Origin of the sequence: Flavihumibacter solisilvae, from assembly GCF_000814475.1 — a bacterium.
Classification (GTDB): domain Bacteria; phylum Bacteroidota; class Bacteroidia; order Chitinophagales; family Chitinophagaceae; genus Flavihumibacter; species Flavihumibacter solisilvae.
In genome coordinates this window covers 18186-39469 of record NZ_JSVC01000017.1, presented here as the reverse complement: position 1 = coordinate 39469, position 21284 = coordinate 18186, and the positions used below count along the sequence as shown (strand labels likewise).

Below are 21284 nucleotides of genomic sequence, written 5' to 3'. Positions count from 1 at the left end.
GTCATTGATAAACGCAGATCCAATAAAACGGATTCCTGACAAACAACCTGTTTAACAGATTTTGCGGGTTGTACATTATCTTATAATTGAGTCCATCCAGTTCTTGTATCTGGTGGTGAAAGTAGTATTCAGCCATGGCAGGATAACCCCGCCCGGTATAGTAATTACATGACCGGTTTGCAGCATCAGCTAATTCCGACGCTTTGTAGAAATGGGTGTCGAGAATATGAATTTCTCCGTCGTCCGCCATGCATTTCAGCACGTTGTCCAGGATTGATTTCAATGGGGAAAAATACTGTAGTGAAGCAGCAAACACCACTATATCGAAAGCTGTACCGGGAAACCCCTCGGGGTCAAAATCCATTTCGCGGAAATCGAGATTTGTCTTATGGAATACCCGTTTCGCCTGCCTGATCTCTTCTCCATTTATATCAATGGCTGTAACTGTACTTCCTTCAATGCCTGCGAGCCTGGCGGCAAGCCATCCGTTACCGCAACCGATCTCGAGAATCTGTATGGGAGATTTTTTTCGCATGAGGTATTTAGCCAGCCTTAATGATGATTGCCGGCGGATTTTCCATTCATGGTAATGTATGTGTCCGCTATGGATATCTGGCAGTTCCCTTAGCTCATCGTCGGAATACAATCTTTGCTCCTGTTGTCGTAACTGCAGGTAGAGCTGTTTAAAGGCAGCCCGGGACTCGTGTCCAACAAAAGAATTATTTGTTTCAAACATTTTTTCCCGCTTAATACAAACGCTTAATTTTCAGCTGGGTAATCGTACTGAAATAATATACGTTGAGGGTGTCAGCAGGGTTGCCTGGTTTGAAAATAAATGATTTCAGGCACGCCTGGCACGAGGATCAATAATGCCGTATAGCATGTCTGCCAGGAAGTTGACCAGCACAAAGAAACAGGCTGAAACAAGAACAGAACCCATTACAACGGGGAAATCAAGTTTTTCAAGCGCGTCGACTGTAAGTTTACCAATGCCTTTCCAGCCAAAAATATATTCGACAAAAAATGCTCCTGCCAGGAGCTCTGCAAACCAGCCGGTAATAGCAGTAACTACAGGATTAAGGGCATTCCGGAGGGCATGCTTGCCAATCACTTTGTGTGATGGAAGTCCTTTTGCGATTGCAGTCCGGATATAATCCTGCCCGACAACATCAAGTAAAGAAGCCCTTGTAAGCTGGGCGATAATGGCAAGCGGACGAATACCCAGTGTAATGGCAGGCAGAACCAGGTTAGATAGGGTGAGATAAGGTTTGCCCGTAGTAGTTGACAGATCGAACCAGCTACCGGTCATATGCAACCCTGTATAATTGCTCCACACGAAGCCAAAAAGGTAGGCTATAGCAATTGCCATAAAAAAAGAGGGTGCCGAGATCCCCAAAATACTTCCGAAGATGGCACTCGTATCGACCCAGGTTCCTTTATATAGAGCGGCAAGAATTCCAAGCAGGATTCCTGCGACTGTTGCAAGTACCATTGCTGCAAATGCAAGCATCAGTGTACCGGGCAGGGCTTCCATTATGACCGTTCCCACATCCCTCCTGCTCTGATAGGATCGCCGCAAATATGGAAGCTTCAACCCCGCTTTCACCTTCGCTGTTCCAAAAAAAACTCCTTTCAATTTTTTGCTCCTGATCTCTTCAGCGGAATGTATAGCGATCGGGGAAATATCATTCAGGTATAACACAAACTGCTTCCATCGCGGTTGGTCGAGGTGAAGGTCGCGACGGATGTTTTCCTGCGTAGCCTGGTCAGCTCTCTGTCCCATCACGAGCCGGGACGGATCACCAAACCCCTGAAACAACACAAAGACCAGTACAACAACTCCCAATAGCACGAGAATGCTGTAAATAAATTTTTGGATGAAAAAACGAAACAAGCAGTTAGGTTTTATCTTGATAATTCCCGGAGTGCACCGGAAGCATCGGGCAATGACCATTTATCTTCAACCGCACCATTGCTGATGTGGTAAATAGTAACATCATGCCGCGCAGCTGTTTTTACAGCAACTGCATCGCTACGGAATACTGTTGTACCCGACAGATCGGCGCTCAGTGATGTCATAACTTTTTCGGCAACCGGTGTAATCACGTAAAGTGGAATATTCCTGTTACCGGAAACGGCCTTGAGTTGCGACAAGACCTTTTTAACATCATCGGTTTCGTTGCCTGGAAGATCCCGGATAAAAACCCATACCTGTTCACCCTTCTGCGCCAGTATGGCCTGCGTTGTATCGGAGCCACCGGGCGAGAGCAATACAAAATCCTTGATCGGTGGTTCGGCATTTCCTTTCCTGATAAGCTTGTCGTACCGTTTTACAAATTTGTAAGTAGCATCATCGAAATCATCAGGGAATTTGTCTGCAGTAAATTCTACATCCTGTCCCTGCCTGTTGTAAACGAATGTAATGATTGAGCTGTCGGGAATAGCACCTGCCGGGATCTTCATCTGTTCCGAAATCAGTTTACCTTTCTTATAAGGAAGACAATCCACTACCGGAAGATGACGCAGGACGTACCATTGAAACCCAAAGCTGAATAAAATAGAAGCGGCAAGCAATAAAATGCTGGTTCGGCTGGCCGTCGCCGTTTGCATCCTGTTTCGATTGGCAAACAAAAGCAGGATCAGGCCAAGCAATACGAGATCTTTAATAAACGAATGCGTGGGTGTTAACGGAATACAATCGCCAAAGCAGCCACAGGCTTTAATTTTCCCGGAAAGAAGCGCATATCCTGTTAGGAAGGTGAAGAAAACGATCAACCCCAGCAACAGCCAGCTGAATAATCGCATCTGCCACCCGATTATTACTGCCACACCAGCAATTATTTCAAATGCGATCATCAGGATTGAAAACGCAAGGGTATAGTCATTCAGGGCATGCCATCCCCACACTTCGAAAAACTCCTGCATTTTATAACTAAGGCCAAGCGGATCATTTGCTTTAACCAGGCCGGAAAAAATAAACAGCAGTCCAACGACCCACCTGCATGCTACTAATAGTGTTTTCACATTTGTATATTTACTTTAAAATACTTGCTGTCACAATCAGGCGGCTTCCCGCTCTTTAATCATGATAAGCGCAAACGCAGCATAGTTGAAAATATCCCTGTAATTCGCATCAATGCCTTCGCTTACCAGGGTTTTCCCTTCATTTGCCAGGATCTGCCTGATACGCATGAGTTTTGAAAGAATAAGGTCCGTGAAACTTTCCTGGCTAAGGTCGCGCCAGGCTTCGCCATAATCGTGGTTCTTCTGCAGCATCAGCTCTCTTGTCACATTGACTTCCCGGTCATACCACTCACGTACGGTTTCAAAATCCAGCTCATCCGGGGCACCAGCCGGAAGTTCAAGCTGGATAAGCCCGATAACAGCGTAATTAAGGATCCCCATGAATTCGGACTGGATACTGTCGCCGATCAATTGTTTCCGGTTTTCCTGGATGGTCCGGATCCTTTTGGCTTTAATATATATCTGGTCTGCAATTGAGATGGGACGGTATACCCGCCAGGATGTGCCATAATCCTTTGTCTTGTTCAAAAAAATTTCCCTGCAAAACCCGATCGTTTTCTCGTATTGCTGAATGGTTGTCGTCATACTGTTTCAGAAAAATAGCATCTTTAATCTTCAAAAATAAGGATTCAACTGTATGTTCACGCTGAATTGCAAAGGCCGTCTGCTAAGTCTTGCCCAACCGGTTGTGATGGGCATTATCAATATTACACCCGATTCTTTTTATTCTTCGAGCAGGCACCAGGACGAAAATGACGTAATTCTTAAAGCCGGGCAGATGCTAGATGCCGGTGCAACGATACTCGACATAGGCGCGCAAAGTACGAGACCCGGAAGTGACTACCTTGATGCCGATGCGGAATGGTCACGTCTTTCAACCATCTTACCCGCATTGCATGGTCACTTTCCCCAGGCAATCATTTCCATAGACACTTTTCATCACCAGGTAGCTTTGAACGCGGTACACGAAGGTGCTTCTATTGTCAATGATATCAGCGGTGGCTGGCTCGACGACAAAATGATCGCAACGGTCGCACTACTGGGCGTACCCTTCGTCTGTATGCATATGAAAGGAACACCACAGACCATGCATACCATGACTACCTATAATGATATAATGACAGAGTTAGCAGAGTATTTCAAGGAAAGACTGGACACCTGTAATAAAGCGGGCATCCGTGATGTGATCATTGATCCGGGCATCGGGTTTGCTAAAACTATAGATCAGAATTTTGAAGTTTTAAAGCAACTGGAACTGCTGAAACTACTGGATACCCCTGTATTACTGGGTGTTTCACGGAAATCGATGATCACTAAAACACTAGGCCGGCAGTCGGCCGATGCATTGATCGGAACAACAGTTCTCAATACGGTTGGACTGATGCACGGAGCACATATACTCCGGGTTCACGACGTGCAGGAGGCTGCAGATACTATTAAGCTCCTGGACAAACTGAAATAAACAGGTATAAAACAAAGCTGGCAGCCTTTCGGCTGCCAGCGGCTCTTCTCATGTGTGTATGTAAAACTAGTAAATCTCTTAGTGTGACGGGTGTGCCCTCACGGAATCCACAGGTTTCATCATTGGATTCTGTTTAGCTTCCGGTGCCTTATCAGCTATATCCACCATTTCAATATCGAAGACCAGGGCTTCGTTCTGCTGTCCGCCGGGTCCAGGACGCATTCCGTACGCCAGGAATCCTGGAATATACAAAGTTCCCTTTCCGCCTTTTGCAAATTTCTTCAGACCCTCATCCCAGCCTGGAATTACCTGTCCCTGACCGAGCACAAAACCTATAGGATCCTTTCCGGGCTCCATGGTTGATTCGAACTCTTTTCCAGACAATAATTTACCGCGGTATTTAACAGACACATATTTTCCTGAATCCGCTGCAACACCTTCGCCGGGAGTTTGAACAGAAACATAAGTTCCCTTACCCACCTTTTCAGCTTTGATGTTGTTCTTTTTCAGGTAAGCATCGAGTGCCGCCTGGTCGCGACCTTCCTGGCCAGCCATTTCCTTTTGTTGCTCCTGCTGAACCTGCTGCTCATTTTCCAGTACATCCACAACCCTGAAGGTCAGGTACAGTTTATCACCTTTTTTCATGAAGGGAGGAAGTCCCATCGGGTTCTGCTTCAGCAAGCTGTCCACTTCCTGAACCACAACAACACTGTCACCCTTGTGAACGAACCGGAAAACCTCTGCGGGGTTATAAACCGCACCCACACTGTCAACCCGGGCAAAAGCAGGTACGCCTCCATGAGAGGTTCCAAGGATAGAATCGTTGACTTTCTGCGTATAGTGAACTTTGAGGAACTGACCGAGTTTTACCTGGGGGCCGCTGCCTTTTTCTACTATTTTGTAAGTTATGCCGCTTGGGGTCTTGCTGTAGTCGGCACTACCACAGGCGGCCATCATGATGGCAGCAATTGCTGTTGAAAATAAAGTGGACTTTGTCATTTGTTTATACCAGTTGAAATTCTGATGCGTTTTCTTTTAATACTTTACGGAAAGTGCGGACCGTTTCCTCCAGTGAAGCACTACTGCGCCCACCAGCTGCGTTGAAGTGGCCACCACCCTCAAAATAGCGACGGGCAAAGGTATTGACATCCACATTACCTTTACTCCGGAAGCTCCATTTTCTTTCCTCATCGCGATCAATAACTATTGCAGCCATTTTTATGCCCTGGATACTGAGGGGATAATTCACCAGTCCCTCTGTATCACCCGTCTTAATGTCATATTTAAGAAGGTCAGATTTGGGTACGAATATCAACGCAGTATTGAATTCATAGAAAACTTCCATCCTGTTACTCAGTACATGCCCGATAAACCGCAGCCTGTTTTCAAGGAAATTATCATATATATTCTCATGAACCTTAGTATGATTCATGCCAGTTTCTTTTAACCGCGCAGCCATTTTATGCACGTTTGCGGAAGCTGATGGAAAGCGGAATGACCCGGTATCTCCTATCAGCCCGGCATAAAGGCAGGCTGCCATATCGACGCAGATATCATGGCCATGACCGCTGTCGTTGATAAAATCATACACCATTTCGCAGGTGCTGCTTTTAGCAGTAATGCTGATACCGTAATCAAAGGTGTCCACATCGGGCTCCTGGTGGTGGTCGATAAGTATTTTAGTAGCTGTCGCTTTCTTAATAACTGGTGCGAGGCTTTTAGTCCGGATAAGCGTATTGAAATCCAGGCAAAAGATCCAGTCGGCGGCACGTATAAGCGCTTCTGATTTTTCCCGTGTAATCTCGTAGTTGAGTACTTTTTCACAACCTGGCATCCAGTCAAGGAAGTTGGCCCAGTTTGTAGGCGATATAACGGTAACGTTGTGGCCAAGCCGCACCAGCAGATGATAGAGGCCGAGGGATGACCCCATGGCATCCGGATCAGGTTTCTGATGGGTGGTAATGATCACTTTCCTGGGAATACCCAGCTGGGGGAAGATATGTTGAATAGGCTGCATAAAGGCGGTGGCAAATGTAGTAAAATTTGAATACCTTTGCGCCCCAAACAGCAAGTATATGAGCAACAGAACATTTACAATGATTAAACCCGATGCCATGAAAAGCGGGCATGCAGGCGCCATTCTTGACCGTATTATCAAGGAAGGGTACCGTATTGTGGCTTTAAAAATGACCCGGTTAAGTGAAACCAAGGCGGGAGAATTCTATGCCGTTCACAAGGAGCGTCCTTTCTATGGTGAATTGGTAGAATTCATGAGCAGCGGACCGGTTATTGCTGCCATTCTCGAAAAGGAAAATGCTGTAAACTCATTCCGCACCCTGATCGGCGCAACCGATCCGGCTAAAGCAGACGAAGGTACTATCCGCAAACAGTTTGCTGCATCCGTTGGTGAGAACGCTGTACATGGAAGCGACAGCGATGAGAACGCACTTATCGAAGGCGATTTCTTCTTCAGCTCCCTGGAAAGAATCTAACTATAACCTGAAGTTCAAAACACAACTTCAAAGGCAAAAGTGCGTCGCGCTACGATTATATCGCAGTTGAACGCACTTTTGTTCTTCAATTTTGAATCTCGCCTATACCCGAAAAACTTATAAGGTCTTTCGATTGACTTCATGCCTCATGGGCCGGAGTGTATAACCTGATCGTCGCAGCAAGGCAATCACACCTTTCTCTCCCGGCAAATGTGCCGCCCCCACCGCAACCAGTACTGTACCGTGCTGAACAGCACTGTCAATAACGGGAATCCACTTTGCGTTACGTCCGAAAAGGAAGAGATCAAGATAGGCACCAACGCCTCCATCCTCCTGCTGTGTCAGTTTTTCAATTGCTTCAAGGTCCTGCTGCCGGTACACTTCAAGCATTTTCACCGTCATAGTATCCTGCTTACCTGCACTGTCGATAGCCTTTAGCAGTTCCTTCGCCTGTTCCTCATAGGGAATACTGTCAAACACACTTGCCTGGAATGCGATCGTTTCCAATCCAAGTATTTCTTTCTGCTGCTTCTTTACAAACCTCATAATAACTTCCTCCATGCCATTCCTGGTTTCACAAGGCATTTTCGATTCGCTCAGCATGGCGGCAATAAAGTATGGCTTGAATCTTTCCATCATGCTCAGTGGCAAAATTGAACGGTTCTCCATGAAATACCTTTGCACCCGCTGGTACTCTGCTGTCGTCAGCAGATCACTGAGCTTTTTATTGTTGTTCATCCTGATGTGCTTGAAAATCCCAAGCAATTCTGCTGTGTTATCCATGTCCACCTCAAAATAAACCAGTCCCGACTGTTCAATACTGAATTGCAGGCTGTCACTCAACTGCGCATCTTCCGCACAAAGGATGTGCATGGTTCCAAACAGGTAAGAAGGCTGCTTTAGCCCCTTGCCAGTAATTTCCCACAATAAACTGTGGGACTCGTCTGGTTGCTGTGCACTAAGTCCGCAGCAAAAAGTCAGTACTATAACAGTAAGGTATAATCGCATAAATTATTTATTGCACTACAGCTTCATTGCCATAGACCTGTTCCTTAAATGATAGGGAGGGTGATGGAATAAGAGGCCCCAGTCCAAGGTTTCCCCATTTATTATCAACCGCTTCAATAGTTTCATCGGCCGCTACAATAATATTTGGCCAGTCACGATGGAAATTATCGAACTCTTTCGTTTTAATAGTACCGTCCAGTCCCAGGCAGTTAAAGTTCTTCCCTTTTTCTGAACGGGAAGGCATACTGAAGAGAAACTGGTCACGTTTCGGATCGAGGTTGTTACAAAATCGCCACAGGGCCACCGGTAAATTGCCGGGATCAACAGTATGCTCCACATAAAGTGCCATCTTCACCCCTTCCATTCCGGGTACTGAACGGCAAACCTGCTGGTGCAGCTTGCGTACATGTCCAGCCCTGTCTTTGTTAACCGCGATGATGATGCAGGGAATCTCTTTACTGAGAAGCGAGAGGTTTACATTTGAAATTTCAGGGAAGCCGGAAAAATCCGCTTCAACTAAATTGATAGCCGGCTGTCCGGAAAAGTGATTGGCTTCATCTTTCTCCTCTTCAAGCTTTGCTGATCCATCTATGAACATCTTTCCACCGAATCCCATCTTACTGCAGCTGTGATCCAGCACATCCATCGGTCCTGTGCTGAACACTACATCATTGGCAACATCCAGGTTGTGGAAAACGTACCTGGCCAGTGATTCATAATCCTGTATACGTACTCCTTCATCTGCCAGTACCAGGATCTTGTTAAACATCATTTGTCCCGCACCCCACATGGCATTCATTACCTTTTGTCCCTGGCCCGCATAATCTTTCCGGATCTGGGTAATGACCAGGTTGTGAAATACGCCTTCCACCGGCATGTCCATGTCAATGATCTCCGGGACCATCGTCATTTTAATCGGTGCGAGGAAAATCCGTTCAGTAGCCTTACCCAGCCAGGCATCTTCCTGTGGCGGAATTCCAACGATAGTTGCAGGGTAAACGGGATTTTTTCTATGGGTTATACAGGTGATGTGAAAGCGGGGATACCAGTCAGGCAGGGAGTAATAACCCGTGTGGTCACCGAATGGGCCTTCCCAAATCAGTTCATCTGACGGTTCAACATATCCTTCAATGATAAAATCGGCATCGGCCGGCACTTCAATGTCAGGCTGCGTGATACATTTTACCAGTTCGACTTTTTTCTTGCGCAAAAAACCTGCGAGCATGTATTCGTCTACATTTTCCGGTAGCGGTGCAGTTGCGGAGTAGGCATATACGGGGTCGCCGCCGAGTGCCACGGCAACGGGCATGCGCTTTCCTGCTTTTTTGTATTCGGCAAAGTGTTTCGCACTAACCTTGTGCTTGTGCCAGTGCATTCCCGTTAAAGCAGGACCGAAAACCTGCATCCTGTACATGCCTACATTCCGGATCATGGTATTTGGATCCTTGGTGTGGATAATAGGCAGGGTTACAAACGGGCCGCCATCTTTGGGCCAACAGGTGATCACAGGTAATTTTGTGATGTCCGGCTCGCGCTGGATGATCTCCTGGCATTCGCCGCGACCGCTTCGTACCTTGGGCATCCAGCTGGCAAACTGACCAAGCTTCGGCAACATGTTAAGTTTGTCAAGGATACTTTCCTTCGGTCGCGTAAGCATTTTGAAAAGAGATTCAATTTCGCGCGAAACGTCATCCAGTTTCTCTACTCCCAATGCCATGCACATTCTTTTCTCACTGCCGTAGGCATTCATGAGAACGGGAAATGCATAGCCGGTATTCTCAAACAGCAATGCTTTTCCACCATTGCCTGATTTGCTGATACGATCTGTAATTTCTGCTATTTCGAGGTGAGGGTCAACATAAGAAGTGATACGGATCAGTTCTCCCGCCTTTTCCAATGCTGCTATAAATTCCTGCTGGTTTTTGTATGCCATAATGCTGATTCTGTAATACAAATGTAAAACAGAACTAGCGGATGCTTGTTTAAAACCTCGGACAATCCAGTTGTCTTCCCGAACGGATTCTTCCTTCCTGGCCGGAAGAATTAAAGAGCCTGAATCCTATGGTGATTCCCTGGAAATAATACCAGTCTTTTACTTTATCGCCGCCCCGGATGGTTCCATCTTCAGGGTAAGCAAGTGTGACATCTTTTAATTCGTCACCACGGAAGGCAAGTTCCACTGCTTTTGCTCCACTGCCGGCGAGAAGGGTCGCCTCATCCACATAAGTTGTACTAAGGTCATCCAGGTAATCCGTAAATGTTTTTCTCAGGCCAATTTCATAGCCGAGAGTCACCCTTTCTGTAACCCTGAACTTGATTCCTGCACCAAACGGTAACGCCACCTGCACGCGGCTATATAGCTTACGGTCGGGATATGCATCCAGCCCCTGCCCTTCCGTACCAAGCGGCTGCAGGTAAATTTTATGTCCAGCTGTATCAAATGTATACGGATCGTATCCAAATACCCCGATCCCTGCAAAGACGTATGGGGTAAACCATTTTTCATCAAGGTCAAAAAGCCTGAATTCAGCCAGTAAGTTTCCTTCGAGCAATTGAGAAGAAAAGTTGAGATTTCTCTGTCTTAATAATTCGTCATTATTCACCTTATCATCGCCACTGATTCGTCCGTAAACAAAACCGCCGCGCACGGAAAACCTCGCGCTGAAATCATATTGTGCACCAAGACCAAAAGAACCGTGCGACTGTTGTGTGGTAAGCCTTTTTTCCTGAAGGTCGCCCTGGTAGTTCGAAACGCCGCCAAATCCTGTAATGTGCCAGCGTTGAGCCATCACTGTTACAGGGAGTAATGCCAGGGACAGAAGAATAATCCTTCTCATAGTCGTTTTGTTGGTGTAAGGTACGCAAAGAATAAGCCAAAGTGTTTCATAGCTGTATGATGAATATTTGCCCTATTTGCTATTGTGCGTAGAAGTAGATTATAAGTACTTATTCCCCGGAGTGGTGACGAAATGTGGTAATATTATCAAAATAGCAATTTCCCACCATATAAAAAAGTTAAAGCGGCCCTGTATCCAGGACCGCCTTTTCATTAACTATTTCGCTTCCCGGTTAGTGGTAGCCAAGGATTTTCAGCATGCTCTGCGCTGTCTGCTCTTTGGCATATACCCAGTCAACCAGTTTCCCGTTCTTGTCATGCCCCACGATTATATGTTTGGGTGAGGGAATCATACAGTGTTTTATGCCTCCATAGCCACTGATCTGGTCCTGGTAGGCTCCAGTGTGAAAAAATCCGAGGTATAGAGGCTCTACACCACCATTCACCTTTGGCAGGAATACTTCATTGATGTGCTCTTCGGAGTCATAATAATCGTGGCTGTCGCAGGTGATGCCACCCAATACAACCCGTTGGTACTCCTCATCCCATTTGTTTACTGGCAAAAGCAGGAATCGCTCACCTATTCCCCAGGTGTCCGGTAGGGTGGTAATGAATGATGAATCGATCATGTACCAGATCTCCCTTTCGTTCTGTGTTTTCTGTGCAATAACAGAATAAATGTGCGCCATGCTCTCACCTACAGTGTACGAGCCGAATTCCGTATAAATATTCGGCATAGGTACACGTGCTTTCTTACATGCACTTTTGATGTTTCCAACGATCTCGTTGATCATGAACTGGTAGTCATATTCAAAACCAAGCGAATGCTTGATGGGGAATCCGCCACCTATATTGATTGAATCAAGTTCCGGGCAGATCTTCTTGAGCTGGCAGTAAAGGTTGATTACCTTATTGAGCTCAGACCAGTAATAGATGTCATCCTTAATACCTTTGTTGAGAAAGATGTGCAGCATTTTAAGCTGGAACTTATTCTCATAACCTTCGATCTGGTCTACGTAAAATTCGAGTATATCTTTCGCCCTGATACCCAGTCGTGATGTATAGAAGGGAAAACTTGGTTCTTCTTCTGCAGCCACACGGATCCCGAGTTTGAAAGGCGCACGAACGGATTTCCGGTAGTCGTCCAGTTCGTTCACATTGTCGAGTACCGGGATTACATTTTTAAACCCGTTGTTAATCAGGCCCGCAATCCGTTTGGTATAGGGCTTCTGCTTGAAACCGTTACAGATGATAAATGTTTCTTTGTTGATCTTCTTCTTCGCATACAGCTTTTTGATGATCTCGATGTCATATGCGTAGGAAGTCTCCAGGTGGATGTTGTGCTTGAGGGCCTCTTCCACTACAAATGAGAAATGCGAGCTTTTTGTACAATAACAGTAGAAATATTCGCCCTCATACTTGTGCTTTTTAAAAGCATTGGCAAACATCTGTTTCGCCTTGTTGATCTGCATTCCTATCTTAGGTAAATAGGTCAGCTTCATCGGGGTTCCATACTTGTCGATCAGTGCCTTTATGTTCAGGCCATTAAACTGAAGGTAACCGTCTTTTACCTCAAAACCTTCCTGTGGGAAATTGAAGGTTTGGTCTACCAGGTCGTAGTACGTATTGTTCATCTATTTGTACACGTGGTTAGTTGGGTGATGCTATATAATCTTATAAAATCTTACAAACCTATAAGAAAATCATGAAATTAAGGCCAAAGAATTTTGACGCTGCTTCAACACTTAAATCAAAATAAAAGCCGGCCCACAAATGGGGGCCGGCTATATATATTTCCTTCAGTAGTTGTCATTATTTTACTGAAGCAACCAGTGCTTTGAAAGAAGCAGGATTGTTCATGGCCAGATCTGCCAGGACTTTACGATCCAGACCGATTCCCTTCTCATTCAGTTTGTGAATGAAAACGGAGTATGTCAGACCTTCTTCGCGAACTGCTGCGTTGATACGGGCGATCCAGAGCGCACGGTATTCGCGCTTTTTCAGTTTACGGCCTACATAGCTGTAGGTCATACCCTTTTCAACAATATTCTTCGCTACTGTGTAAACGTTTTTACGTTTGCCATAGTAACCTTTAGCCTGTTTTAAGATTCTTTTTCTGCGTGCCCTTGAAGCAACGGCATTAACTGAACGTGGCATATGCTAAATAAGTTTAAGTTGTTTTGAAATGAATTACTTAAGACCCAGGAGGCGTTTTACGAAATGCATGTTTGCTTCCGCAACTACGCCGTCTTTGCGCAATGCTCGTTTACGTTTGGTTGACTTCTTGGTGAGGATGTGACGCTTGAACGATTTCTGGTGAGTGATCTTACCGGTAGCGGTCACCTTGAAGCGCTTCTTCGCGCTTGAATTGGTTTTAACCTTTGGCATTTTTGATAACTATCAATAGTTACGCCCTGCTGGCGCCCCGCACAGGCGGGAACTTATGGAGCCGTTTGGGCAATCCCTAAACTTCTTTTCGATAATTTAAGGAGCGCAAAGGTATGTCAGTTTCCCGAAACTACCAACCGGATCGTCTTTTTTTGCCCTTCCGATTCAATTTGAAGCAAATACACCCCTGCTGACAACCTGGATCCGCCTGTCGGCACTGTCAATTCCTGGCGCTGGCTGGCTGCATCCACTTTCCGTCCCCAGACAAATCTTCCCGCCTGGTCAAACAGTCGCAGATCCACGGCTTTTCCCTGCAAATTTTCCAGCCCAAGCTGGAACTGACCTGAGAGTGAGGGGTTGGGATAAGCGATAACCCGGATCTCAGCCGCAAAACTTATCGTACGGATGGCCGAAAATGTCACATCACCATTGAAAGAAACAATCCGCAAACGATAGTGGTAGGTTTTACCAGTGACAATTCGCTGATCCCGCAAGCGATAGCCCGCTTTCCCGTTTTCCGACTTCTGGCTTCCGATCTCTTCAAACATAAGTGGCTGACCATCGGCAGCTACAGCCCTTTCGATATAATACATGGCAACGCCAGCAGCATCGGATACAGACCAGTCAAGGTAGACGGCTTCAGCACCAGTTTGCTTCGTTGCTGTAAACTCAAACCCACCTCTATTCCGGTCAAGCCCTATATAAAACTCACCGTAGGCTGTAACCGGGACTTCCGCATAATATCCCGATGCATAAGGTACCAGGTCAAATGATTCGGGCGTCCATACTTCGTCCGAACCCGCCAGGTTATCAGCCAGCGTCCCATTCACTGTCCGGCTTTTTCCTTTATACCGGAAAACTGAAAAATCGTATGGAGTAATTGCGGAATGGCAGGTATCGCAAATATTTGCCCGCAGTAACGCCATAGCTTCACGGTGTGTGAAATACAGCCTTGCGGTTCCCGAAGCAGAGGAATTACTACTGTTAAAAACATAACTCTTATTCAAAACTGGGTTGCCCTTGAAAGTTGAGCCTGGTGACAACATATTTACGGTAAACCCGAATGGCTGCCCCGGGTTACCGCTTATCGCGGCCGCAATCTGATTACCCGAAACCAGGGGTGTCCAGTCATTGGCCAATGTTGTGCCGGATAACTGCCATCCCACGTTGCCTTCAAAAACAGGGTTTTGGTAATCAAAAATGTGAATATCGTCTACCAGCACTCCTGAAACTGGCCGCGGACCTTCATTCCAGCCCGGATTTACCGGAATCGTCATGATCATCACCTGCACTGTGGGCCACCCTTTAGGTAGCGGGGTTGAAACCACCTGCCATCCGTTGTTTACACATCCGATCCATGGATAACCGCCACCATTGGCATCGTACCAGTTTGTAGTGTTGTTTAACGGGAAATATGGCAGCCAACTCCTGCCCGTATCCGGTGAAACCAGGATGTAGACAGAATCCATGCCGGTGCAGAGCTGCCTGTTCAGGCTCATCGAAATGTGGGGCGAATCGAGCTTCTCCGTTTCAAACACCGGGCTTACCAATCCATGTGTATTTGCCGTTTCCACAAACTCGCCATTGCTGATCGATCTTCGGACTCCCCAGAACTCTTTTCCGTTTGCCGGCTTAAATGGATTGTTTGCGCTATCCAGTTGCGATGCAAGTGCGAGCAAAGGCGATGCATACCATCCACCGGTACCCTGTTCAAATCCCTGCAGGTAGGGAAACTGCATCACGCGGGGCGAATAGGCAATATCTCCAAGCAGTAACGAATCGTCTCCATGATAATCGTCCATTGGTGCGCTTACCCAAGCCTTAACCGTGTTTAAGTGTTCGGTCCATCCTTCGGTACTTACTACCAGGCGCACTTCCTGTGCATCCCACGCGGCAAGTGAATCTAACCGGTGGATGGTTGTCCTGCCATCTGAAAAGCTCAATCCTACATTTACATCCTTCACTGTTTCATTCAGGTTGTTGGCAGGGGTGAGAATAAACACCACACTGTCACCACCAGTTACAGTCGCCTTGTCCATAACGGCGTCCGCGAGCATTACATCTGCAGGTTTCCGGTAAAAACTTATCCCGGATAGCAGGCAATTTTCTTCCCCCGGCGCAAGGTTACTGTATTGTAACCTGACCTGGAAACCGGGTCCTGCTTCCTGTCTCGAATACATCAGGAAAAGGTATAATGGAATATTCTCTGTGAATCCGAGTGGGATCCAATTTGCGGTACTATCGTTTCCGCGTACGGCAACCTGGACCATGCTGCCCATGTTCGTTTTTACATCCATATACAAGATGCTGTCAGGATCAACAGCCGACAGATTGAACGTTCCGATGAACTCAGCTTTTTGTCCCCTGACATTGGTTGATTGGAATAAACCGGCAATTCCATTCTCTTTTTTTGCTGTCACCTGCACCGGCGGCGTTTGTTGATTTATATCCCACTCACTTGCACCTTTCACGCCCCAGAAACCCAAACGTCCATAAGCAGTATCCACTATCTGATCAAAGTTCTGCGTATAGGGTATTGCGATAGGAGGATTCGCAAGATTTCGCCATAGAAAGCTGATGGTATTGTTGCTGTCAACATTATCATTCTTTTTTGAAACAGAAACTGTCAGTAACGCTTCCTCACCGGGTTCAAGCGCCTGGAATATTTTTGTTTTCCACTCAAACTGGCTGCGAGCGGTAAAAGTCCTGCGTAATGTATCCTTTCCAACCAGGGCACCATTTCTAAAGAGGTCCAGGAAAATGGAATCATTGAATGAAACAGCGCCGTTATTCCGAAGCTGAACAGATACCTGTTGCTGACCTGAAATCTGAGTTGTGGTGAACTGCCTTCCGGAAACCGGTGAGGGCAGGGCCAGGATCGCAAGATCACCGTTCAGGCCGGTGACAGCACATGCTGAGGTTGACGTTTTAATAACCCGCGCCACACTGCGTTCACCTGTTACCCCATTCTTGATGGGTTGCACTGTGAACCAGTAATCAGGTCCACGCACCAGGCCGGATACAAGGGCGAATGTGTCTTTGGTAATGGCTTCCACATTATATTTCCCGTTCAAATATCGCAGCACGGCAAATGAGTCGATCGAAGCTGGACGAGGCCATCGAACCTGAACCCGTTCCATACAAGGCGTCGACACGGTAAATGCGATCTCAGGCAAGATGCTGAATGTGCCTGAAATCTTTTCTTCTCCCGTTCCCGTGTTTTTAATCCTGATCCGCCCCTCTGTAGTATAGATATTGGGAACTGTCCACTCCTGCCTGTTTGCTAAACTGGTACCTCCAGGAATTGCGGTCCAATTGGTACCATTGTCTGCCGAATAGCTGAATTCGTATGAATCCCCGTCACGACCGGCATCTGTCCAGGTAATACCTCTTTTTTCTGAAGGTTTCCATAACTCCCCTCCTGTTGGCTGCAATAATTTCAACCCTGGCTCAAGCCAATGGTAAACCACGCGGAAAGCCTGGGGACCAAATGGAACCTTATAACCTTTTACTTTTACTTTATACTTGCCCGGCTGACCATTTTCAACTACCACCTGTTCAATATTATTGATACGGTCCCTGCCCATTTGTGCAGGGTTCAGCAGCCCTGCCGCGCTGGTATCGAGCACCATGGGTTCATAAATACGCCCATCAGGCAATTCAACGGTAATATCAAGATCATTTACCAGGTTCTGGTAAGTATAAAATGATGCGGGTTGATCATGCCAGTACAACATGATCCTGAAATCATGCACCTGTCTTTCAAGTATAATTTCAAAAGATTGTTCCTTATCCTGCTCCACGTTACCCTGGAACCATGAACGCCTGTTTATCAAATCCAGGGCGCGCTGTGAATTGAGCCATCCGAATCCGTTGGCAAAATCGACACCTTTATTCCCGATATCTGTCGCGGTATTGCAGACAACCGCTTTTATCAGGTCGCCAGGCATATCCTGGCCATTATTAAGTTGCCTGTACCTTTCATACAACAAAGCCATTGCTCCGGTTACCTGGGGACTCGACATACTGGTTCCCTGGTTGGTGCCATAATTATTCCCGGGAACAGTTGAGATCACGCCAACTCCTATCGCGGTTATTTCAGGTTTGATCCTGCCATCCTGGACAGGACCTTTTGAAAAAGGATTGCTGGTACCATCTTTCGAAGTAGCGCCGACTGTAAGTACGTTTTTCGCCGCCTGGTAGGCGTTATTAATTGCCCGGTACCCCGGTGGGAAGTCCCCGCAGGTTAGTCCCCCGCTGTTTCCTGCCGCAAATACATGCATGAGGTTGGGGTATTGCAGCAACTGGAAGTCCGCCTGGTAACACATCGACGAATAAATACCTGAATATGGTACACAGGAACTGCTGGTGCCATATGAGTTGTTGGTCAGCACCATCCTTTTTTGCGTATAGTATTCCTGCGTTCTATAAATAATGTTATTGAAGCTTTCCACCAACAATGGTGACTTGTATGCATGACCACGGTTAACGGGGTTACGGATCCCTTTTCCGGCAAGGGTTCCGGCCACATGGGTGGCGTGGTAATCGCTGTTATACAACTGTCCTTCGCCGTTATACCCGTGATCTATATGGTAGATGGTCCCGGCATCACCGATACCCAGCACTACTCCTTCCCCACTTAATGCGGGTATATCGGCGGATCCTGTCTGAAGGATGTCACTATTATGTATATCCCGCGAATCACTGTTCAGTGCGAATAATGGCGGCACTTCCATTGAATACAGGACGAATGGCTCATCGAGTAATATTTCAAGGGCCTGCGGTGACAAGTCTATTTCGACAATTTGCGGTGCAACGAATGACCTTATACTCCAGCCTGTCTGAACCGATTTCAATGCACGGGTAAGAACCGCTTTTGACTGGAAAGAGTCCGTCATTGAAAGTTTGAGATGATAAGTAGTTAGGTGTGCAGTTGTTGCACGTTTCGCTGAAATGACTGTATGGGATGGAGAACCTTCAACATCTCTCTTAAAAGACCTGTTTAATGGAATGGTAGCAGAAATACCAACCGAACGAAGTTGCTCGATGGACCAGTATCCGGTCACCGAAGCCAGGTAAGTATTCTCGGGAACATATTCTAAAAGCCTGATTCCACGATCCAGCAGGGCCTTGCGCTGGCCGGAACCGGGAATGCGCTGGAAGCGAAGAAACAAATAAACAGATTCGCCTTGTGATCTCGCATTAAGCGGTTCGGCGTTTAGGGATCCAATAGGATTAAGCTGCAATGCTTTTAATGGCACGGCAGTTTTGAAACGTACGGGTTCAGGATTTGTGGTTTGGGCCTGCAGTTGCATCAGCTGCAATAACAGGATAAAGTTCAGCACCACCCTTCCAAAGCTGTTGGGGCTGTTCATAATTTGAATGTTCAAATATATATTACCCACATTAAAATCTGGAATTATACGGCTAAACCAGCATTAAAAAACCCGCCATGCGGCGGGTTTAAAATTATTCTGCAGAATTTTCCTTTTTCTTTTTCTGGCTTTTAGGTGCCCAGATGGCCAGCATTCTTTTGCCTTCCATTTTCGGCATGCCCTCGAGGACACCGAATTCTGAAAGCCGCTCGGCAAATTTCAGCAACAATAACTCACCCCTGTCCTTGAACTGGATCGCCCTTCCGCGGAACTGAACGTAAGCTTTTACTTTATTGCCTTCTCTCAAAAACTCCTCGGCATGTTTCGCCTTGAAGTTAAAGTCATGATCATCTGTATTCGGAGTGAAACGGATTTCCTTTACTTCGGAAGCCTTGGCTTTCGCCTTCATCTCCTTATCCTTCTTCTTCTTCTCGTATAGGAATTTATTATAATCTATGATTTTACAAACCGGGGGATCTGCATTCGGAGAAATCTCCACTAGATCCAATCCCTGATCCTGCGCCATTCTCTGCGCCTCCTGGATCGAATAAATACCTACTTCTACATTGTCGCCAACCAATCGTACCTGGGGTACGCGGATCATTTGGTTAGTCCTGTGTTCCTGTTGCTGTTCTTTCCTGAACCTTGGATTAAAAGCCCCTCTATGAGGTCTTGGTGGAAATGCCATTTAGTTATTTTAATTATACAATTACAACCCGAAAATATTAAATTATTTTAATCTCCGCTGCTGCGTTCTGTAATTTCCCGTGAAATCACCTGTACAAACTCGTCCACGGGTATTGCCCCAAGGTCACCCTTGCCCTGCCTGCGGACGGCGATCTTACCTTCATTCATCTCTTTTTCGCCCACAACCAGCATATAAGGCACTTTCAGCAGTTCGGTATCCCTGATCTTCTTGCCGATTTTTTCATTCCGATCGTCGATCGAAACCCGGACCCGGGCAGACCTGAGCTTCTTCTGAACGTCCAGGGCATAGTCCATGAATTTATCACTTATCGGTAAAATCTTCACCTGCTGAGGCGCCAGCCATACAGGTAACTTTCCTGCATAATGTTCGAGCAGGAACCCGATAAAGCGTTCATGCGTTCCCAAAGGAGCGCGGTGAATGATCAGTGGAGTCTCGGACTGGTTATCCGCGGTTGCATACTGAAGCTTAAAGCTTCTTCCCTGTGAAAAATCGACCTGGTTGGTAGCCAGTGTAAATTCACGGCCGATCACGCTGTAGATCTGAACGTCAATTTTCGGACCATAAAATGCAGCTTCGTCCATTACCTCAACGTATGGGATATTAGAATCGATCAGCACCTGGCGCACCATGGCCTCCGTCTCTTTCCAAAGCTCGGGCTCATTCACGTATTTTTTACCAAGTTTATCAGGGGAATGCAGGCTGAGGCGCATTACATATTTGCCGACCCCAAAGATTTTAAAATACTTCAGGTACATTTCGTTCACAGCCCTGAATTCCTGTTCAAACTGTTCGCGGGTACAGTAGATGTGGGCATCATTCATATGCAGGCAACGGACACGCATCAATCCGAACAACTCCCCGCTCTGTTCGTAACGATAAACAGTTCCATACTCTGCGATCCGATAGGGAAGATCGCGATAACTTTTTGGTTCTGCTGCAAAGATCTTATGGTGGTGCGGACAGTTCATCGCCCGCAGGTAATACTTCTCTCCTTCCAGTTCCATCGGTGGGTACATGCTGTCAGCATAGTAAGGAAGGTGACCGCTCGTAAGGTACATGCTCTCCTTGGCGATATGCGGTGTAACCACGCGATGATAACCAGCTTCTTCTTCTGTTTCCTTTGCCAGTTTCTCGAGTTCCTCGATAATGACGGTACCATTGGGCATCCACAAAATCAAGCCCTGGCCAACATCATCGTCCATAGTGTAAATACCCAGTTCCTTTCCAAGTTTACGGTGATCCCTTTTCTTTGCCTCTTCCAGCATCTGAAGGTATTCGTCAAGCTCCTTTTGTGACGGAAAACTTACCCCGTAGACCCGGGTGAGCATCTTATTTTTTTCATCACCCTTCCAGTATGCACCGGCAATATTTGTAAGCTTAATTGCCTTGATGAAACCCGTATGTGGAATATGAGGTCCGCGGCACAGGTCAGTAAAAGCTCCCTGCGTATAAAAAGTGATGTTGCCATCCTCAAGGTTCTGAAGAAGGTCAAGTTTGTATTCATCGCCTTTTTCCTTAAAGTAGGAAATGGCTTCCGCCTTCGGCACTTCTTTTCTTACGTAGGCATTATTCTGCTTCGCCAGCTCAGCCATCTTAACTTCAAGCTTGCGCAGGTCATCTTCGGAAATGTGTTTATCACCGAGATCGATATCGTAATAGAAGCCATTTTCAACCGGGGGACCGACCCAGAACTTCACCCCGGGGAACAATGACTCGATGGCTTCTGCCATAAGGTGGGCTGTAGAATGCCAGAAAGTTGACTTGGCGTCCTTCTGATCCCACGTCAGCAGCTTTACCTGCGCATCTCCATAGATTGGGCGGGTGAGATCCCAAACCTGCCCGTTTACAGATGCCGCCAATACTTTCCTGGCGAGTCCTTCGCTGATGGACTTTGCAATGTCGAGTGCTGTGGTACCCGGCGCGTATTCGCGCTGTGCTCCGTCTGGAAAACTTATTTTGATCATGTTGTTTTTAAACTGGGGGCCAAAAT

17 protein-coding genes are annotated in these 21284 nt (G+C 46.6%); 2 read left to right on the top strand and 15 right to left on the bottom strand.

Annotated features, from left to right (window positions below; all coding sequences use genetic code 11):
• Position 1 precedes the first annotated feature (1 nt).
• The 4 genes from OI18_RS15420 to OI18_RS15405 form a co-directional block, all read right to left on the bottom strand.
• Positions 2–736, bottom strand: coding sequence for a class I SAM-dependent methyltransferase (locus OI18_RS15420; protein ID WP_039141382.1), 735 nt, complete (start codon positions 734–736; stop codon positions 2–4).
• A 105-nt stretch (positions 737–841) separates the two neighbouring features.
• On the bottom strand, positions 842–1894 hold the full coding sequence (locus tag OI18_RS15415; protein ID WP_039141380.1) for an ABC transporter permease: 1053 nt from the start codon (positions 1892–1894) through the stop codon (positions 842–844).
• An 11-nt stretch (positions 1895–1905) separates the two neighbouring features.
• Complete coding sequence (locus tag OI18_RS15410) at positions 1906–3024, bottom strand: BT_3928 family protein (RefSeq protein WP_039141379.1); 1119 nt, start codon at positions 3022–3024, stop codon at positions 1906–1908.
• A 36-nt stretch (positions 3025–3060) separates the two neighbouring features.
• Complete coding sequence (locus OI18_RS15405) at positions 3061–3609, bottom strand: DUF1599 domain-containing protein (protein ID WP_039141377.1); 549 nt, start codon at positions 3607–3609, stop codon at positions 3061–3063.
• Between the two features lie 52 nt (positions 3610–3661).
• On the opposite strand from OI18_RS15405, the gene folP reads away from it, so the two are divergent.
• Positions 3662–4486, top strand: coding sequence for a dihydropteroate synthase (gene folP / locus OI18_RS15400; protein WP_039141374.1), 825 nt, complete (start codon positions 3662–3664; stop codon positions 4484–4486).
• Positions 4487–4564: 78 nt separating this feature from the next.
• On the opposite strand, the gene OI18_RS23880 is transcribed toward folP, so the two are convergent.
• Both OI18_RS23880 and OI18_RS15390 read right to left on the bottom strand, forming a co-directional pair.
• Positions 4565–5485 carry an FKBP-type peptidyl-prolyl cis-trans isomerase gene (locus OI18_RS23880; RefSeq protein ID WP_052273274.1) on the bottom strand — a complete coding sequence of 307 codons (921 nt, stop codon included), beginning with the start codon at positions 5483–5485 and terminating at the stop codon, positions 4565–4567.
• Between the two features lie 4 nt (positions 5486–5489).
• Positions 5490–6503: a DHH family phosphoesterase gene (locus OI18_RS15390; RefSeq protein WP_039141373.1), complete on the bottom strand. Its 1014-nt coding sequence runs from the start codon at positions 6501–6503 to the stop codon at positions 5490–5492.
• 58 nt (positions 6504–6561) lie between these two features.
• Between OI18_RS15390 and OI18_RS15385 the strand changes: the two genes are divergently transcribed.
• Positions 6562–6978 carry a nucleoside-diphosphate kinase gene (locus tag OI18_RS15385; RefSeq protein WP_039141371.1) on the top strand — a complete coding sequence of 139 codons (417 nt, stop codon included), beginning with the start codon at positions 6562–6564 and terminating at the stop codon, positions 6976–6978.
• A 117-nt stretch (positions 6979–7095) separates the two neighbouring features.
• On the opposite strand, the gene OI18_RS15380 is transcribed toward OI18_RS15385, so the two are convergent.
• The 9 genes from OI18_RS15380 to thrS all read right to left on the bottom strand — a co-directional run bounded on the left by OI18_RS15380 (position 7096) and on the right by thrS (position 21258).
• Entirely contained in the window at positions 7096–7986 is an 891-nt protein-coding gene (locus tag OI18_RS15380) for a TraB/GumN family protein (protein ID WP_082037996.1), read from the bottom strand.
• Positions 7987–7993: 7 nt separating this feature from the next.
• The gene (locus tag OI18_RS15375; RefSeq protein WP_039141367.1) at positions 7994–9919 is read right to left on the bottom strand and encodes a menaquinone biosynthesis decarboxylase; all 1926 of its coding nucleotides are present in this window, start codon (positions 9917–9919) and stop codon (positions 7994–7996) included.
• Positions 9920–9968: 49 nt separating this feature from the next.
• Positions 9969–10823: a DUF6089 family protein gene (locus OI18_RS15370; RefSeq protein WP_039141365.1), complete on the bottom strand. Its 855-nt coding sequence runs from the start codon at positions 10821–10823 to the stop codon at positions 9969–9971.
• Positions 10824–11055: 232 nt separating this feature from the next.
• Positions 11056–12456 carry a type III PLP-dependent enzyme domain-containing protein gene (locus tag OI18_RS15365; protein ID WP_039141361.1) on the bottom strand — a complete coding sequence of 467 codons (1401 nt, stop codon included), beginning with the start codon at positions 12454–12456 and terminating at the stop codon, positions 11056–11058.
• A 178-nt stretch (positions 12457–12634) separates the two neighbouring features.
• Positions 12635–12979, bottom strand: coding sequence for a 50S ribosomal protein L20 (gene rplT / locus OI18_RS15360; protein ID WP_039141360.1), 345 nt, complete (start codon positions 12977–12979; stop codon positions 12635–12637).
• 33 nt (positions 12980–13012) lie between these two features.
• On the bottom strand, positions 13013–13210 hold the full coding sequence (gene rpmI / locus OI18_RS15355; RefSeq protein ID WP_039141358.1) for a 50S ribosomal protein L35: 198 nt from the start codon (positions 13208–13210) through the stop codon (positions 13013–13015).
• Between the two features lie 116 nt (positions 13211–13326).
• Positions 13327–18585 (bottom strand): S8 family serine peptidase, encoded by a 5259-nt coding sequence (locus OI18_RS15350; RefSeq protein ID WP_039141355.1) that lies wholly within the window; start codon positions 18583–18585, stop codon positions 13327–13329.
• 94 nt (positions 18586–18679) lie between these two features.
• Positions 18680–19273, bottom strand: coding sequence for a translation initiation factor IF-3 (gene infC, locus OI18_RS15345; RefSeq protein WP_039141353.1), 594 nt, complete (start codon positions 19271–19273; stop codon positions 18680–18682).
• Positions 19274–19320: 47 nt separating this feature from the next.
• The gene (gene thrS / locus OI18_RS15340) at positions 19321–21258 is read right to left on the bottom strand and encodes a threonine--tRNA ligase (RefSeq protein WP_039141351.1); all 1938 of its coding nucleotides are present in this window, start codon (positions 21256–21258) and stop codon (positions 19321–19323) included.
• Positions 21259–21284: the final 26 nt, after the last annotated feature.

Bases quoted from the DNA above. Each gene is read 5' to 3' on its own strand.
- OI18_RS15420 (WP_039141382.1), bottom strand. From the start codon at position 736: ATGTTTGAAACAAATAATTCTTTTGTTGGACACGAGTCCCGGGCTGCC.
- OI18_RS15405 (WP_039141377.1), bottom strand. From the start codon at position 3,609: ATGACGACAACCATTCAGCAATACGAGAAAACGATCGGGTTTTGCAGG.
- folP (WP_039141374.1), top strand. From the start codon at position 3,662: ATGTTCACGCTGAATTGCAAAGGCCGTCTGCTAAGTCTTGCCCAACCG.
- OI18_RS23880 (WP_052273274.1), bottom strand. From the start codon at position 5,485: ATGACAAAGTCCACTTTATTTTCAACAGCAATTGCTGCCATCATGATG.
- OI18_RS15390 (WP_039141373.1), bottom strand. From the start codon at position 6,503: ATGCAGCCTATTCAACATATCTTCCCCCAGCTGGGTATTCCCAGGAAA.
- OI18_RS15385 (WP_039141371.1), top strand. From the start codon at position 6,562: ATGAGCAACAGAACATTTACAATGATTAAACCCGATGCCATGAAAAGC.
- OI18_RS15380 (WP_082037996.1), bottom strand. From the start codon at position 7,986: ATGCGATTATACCTTACTGTTATAGTACTGACTTTTTGCTGCGGACTT.
- OI18_RS15375 (WP_039141367.1), bottom strand. From the start codon at position 9,919: ATGGCATACAAAAACCAGCAGGAATTTATAGCAGCATTGGAAAAGGCG.
- OI18_RS15370 (WP_039141365.1), bottom strand. From the start codon at position 10,823: ATGAGAAGGATTATTCTTCTGTCCCTGGCATTACTCCCTGTAACAGTG.
- OI18_RS15365 (WP_039141361.1), bottom strand. From the start codon at position 12,456: ATGAACAATACGTACTACGACCTGGTAGACCAAACCTTCAATTTCCCA.
- rplT (WP_039141360.1), bottom strand. From the start codon at position 12,979: ATGCCACGTTCAGTTAATGCCGTTGCTTCAAGGGCACGCAGAAAAAGA.
- rpmI (WP_039141358.1), bottom strand. From the start codon at position 13,210: ATGCCAAAGGTTAAAACCAATTCAAGCGCGAAGAAGCGCTTCAAGGTG.
- OI18_RS15350 (WP_039141355.1), bottom strand. From the start codon at position 18,585: ATGAACAGCCCCAACAGCTTTGGAAGGGTGGTGCTGAACTTTATCCTG.
- infC (WP_039141353.1), bottom strand. From the start codon at position 19,273: ATGGCATTTCCACCAAGACCTCATAGAGGGGCTTTTAATCCAAGGTTC.
- thrS (WP_039141351.1), bottom strand. From the start codon at position 21,258: ATGATCAAAATAAGTTTTCCAGACGGAGCACAGCGCGAATACGCGCCG.